The sequence below is a fragment of the Chromatiales bacterium genome (assembly GCA_020445605.1).
Lineage (GTDB): Bacteria > Pseudomonadota > Gammaproteobacteria > JAGRGH01 > JAGRGH01 > JAGRGH01.
The window spans coordinates 1-1,407 of the sequence record JAGRGH010000002.1; the positions used below are offsets into that span (position 1 = coordinate 1).

Consider the following 1,407-nt stretch of genomic DNA (forward strand, 5'->3'; position numbering starts at 1 on the left):
CATCGCGCCCAGGCGATGCCTTCGCAGCTCTCTGGCGGCGAGCAGCAGCGTGTGGCCATCGCCCGCGGCCTGGTCAACCGCCCGCCGGTGATACTGGCCGACGAGCCCACCGCACCGCTGGATTCCGAACGCGCCATGGCGGTCATTCGCATTCTCAATGACATGGCAAAGAAATACGAAACGGCCATCATCGTCGTCACCCACGACGAGAAAATCATTCCAACCTTCAAGCGCATCTATCACATCCGCGATGGTGTGACCCATGAGGAAGCGGGCGAAGGAAGGGGATTTGTTTAAAGTGCTTTCTTTTTTTAACCTGTTCAGGAGATTAATTATGAAGATTAAATATTTATCGGTATCCATATCAGCTGCCATGCTGGCTCTATCAATGGTATTTGCCGGCGCAGTGGCGGCCGAGGAAGGCAAACAGCCTGATATGAACGCGCTGCAGCAGTTATTACAGGAGCAAGTGTCATTAATGAAGCCCGAGTTGCAAATGAAGGTCAAAGCACTTTCGCCTGAAACCAAGAAAATATTACTGAATATCTTGGCGCAGCATACTCGATACAGTAAATCCTTAACTTTGCGCCAGGTAATGCACGAAGTTCTGTCGGATTATCAAAGCATGATGGCTGGAATTATGACTGATAATCCGGAACAGGCATCTGCAAGTGCATTACGGATTGCCGATCATCGTATACCCGTCGGTGGGTTGTTGCCCTATCTGGGTATTGAAAATATCACGGATCAAAAATTGGCTACCTTGCAAAGCTTTAATGATTCGGTTGAAGGAAAAGCAAAAGAATTAGCTGCGGCAGCCAATAACGGCGACATGGGGAAAGCGTCTGTTCTTGCGGGTGAGATGGCTTCTGGTTGTGTTGGATGTCATACCGTTTTCCGCGGCCAACCCGGGATATCAGATTTGCTGAAATAAAATCAGACAAATGAAATGCGCCAAGTCTGACGCAACAGCAATCTTTAGTTAGCGGACGTGGCATAAGGTCATCTGGTGATCCGCTCTTGCTAGTCAGCGTTAGTGAACAGATCGATTGCGATGGCATGACGCAAGAGGAAGTTGGCGAAGAGCGCGGGTTTGAGAAAGATCTGTTTTCAGCGGCGCACAATATCTGCGGCGGAGGGATAAGTATGGCAACGCAAAGAACACGCGGCACCCGGGTCTGGATGATTTCACTGATCGCCGTTGGTTTCGGTCTGCTGACAATCAAGTCGGGCGGCACGATCCTGTTCGGTAACGTCGCAGCGCGAGATGCTGCCGGGAGCTATGTCCCGTTCGTGCTCTGGTTCAATTTTCTGGCGGGCTTCGCCTATGTCATCGCAGGTGCAGGGCTCTGGATGCAGACCCGTTGGGCGGCATGGCTGGCCATCTCAATTGCCGCGGCGACTGCG

The 1,407-nt window shown here is 51.7% G+C and carries 3 protein-coding genes; all 3 read left to right on the forward strand.

What is annotated here, in order from left to right:
• Positions 1 to 297 (forward strand): ATP-binding cassette domain-containing protein (locus KDG50_00195; GenBank protein ID MCB1863821.1); only part of this gene is annotated, 297 nt, incomplete at its 5' end.
• Positions 298 to 334: 37 nt separating this feature from the next.
• Complete coding sequence (locus tag KDG50_00200) at positions 335 to 934, forward strand: hypothetical protein (protein ID MCB1863822.1); 600 nt, start codon at positions 335 to 337, stop codon at positions 932 to 934.
• A 212-nt stretch (positions 935 to 1,146) separates the two neighbouring features.
• Positions 1,147 to 1,407: hypothetical protein (locus KDG50_00205; GenBank protein ID MCB1863823.1), on the forward strand; the 261-nt coding region annotated here is incomplete at its 3' end.